Annotated in this window: 1 pseudogene; it reads right to left on the bottom strand. The window is 49.1% G+C overall.

The window, feature by feature from the left end:
* A pseudogene (locus R7P74_RS25380) lies at nt 1-901 on the bottom strand (ribonuclease E); the annotation flags it as partial.

Here is a 901-nt window from a genome sequence, read left to right as displayed (position 1 = left end):
CACTTGGCTACCAGCACCTTTAGCTTGGTAGCGTTCAGCTTTAAACGGCGCTGCGGCTACTTCGATTTCACGTAGTTCTTGAGGACCAGGTGCTTTTGTCATTGGTGCGCTAGCTCGTGGCTTAGCAACAACGTTGATAACTTCAGCTTTCATCTCTGGCGCTGCTACTGGAGTTTCTACGGCAACTTCTGTTGCTGCTTCTTCCACAGTTTCTGCAACGACTGGCTCTTGAACCGGAGCTTCTTCAACAACTGTTTCTGTTGTTGCTTCAACGCTCGGCTCTACAGGAGCTTGATCAACCGCTACTGGCTCTGCCTTTTCAGGCGCTACAGCTTCAACAATCGGTGATTCAGCTTTAGCTTCTACTGTTTCTTGAACTTTAGGTTCAACAACAGGTGCTTCAGCTACCGCAGGTTGCTCACGACGGATGATGACTTTACCCATTGCCATTTCAGGGCAAGCAAAACCACCTTGCATAGCAGGTACAGTTGCAATTGCCACAACCGCTTCTTCCTGAACTCGCTCTTCCTTCTTAGGCGCTGGTTTTGGAATGTAACGTGGCATCACTTTACCCATTGCCATCTCAGGAGATGCTACACCGCCTTTGCGCAGACGGAATGGGTTAGGACGACGATCACGACCACGACGACGACGTTGACCACTTGCTCGTAGGTGACGAGGAGAACGACGGTTACGACGTTGTTTCGATTCACCTTGCTTGTTGTCTTGCTGTGCGTCTGCTGCCGTATCAACGGCTTGATCTACTTGAGACTCAACAGGTTCAATTGCTTTTACTGCTGTTTCTTCTACTTGCTCATCGGCAAGTTGATCTTTAACACGAACAGATTTGTTCAGTTTGCGACGTTGACGGCGCTCTTTGACTTTCTCTGTTTTCGCGTTT

The sequence above is a fragment of the Vibrio sp. 2033 genome (genome assembly GCF_033339735.1).
The sequence above is the reverse complement of the archived record's forward strand: the minus strand, read 5'-3'. Positions and strand labels throughout refer to the sequence as shown.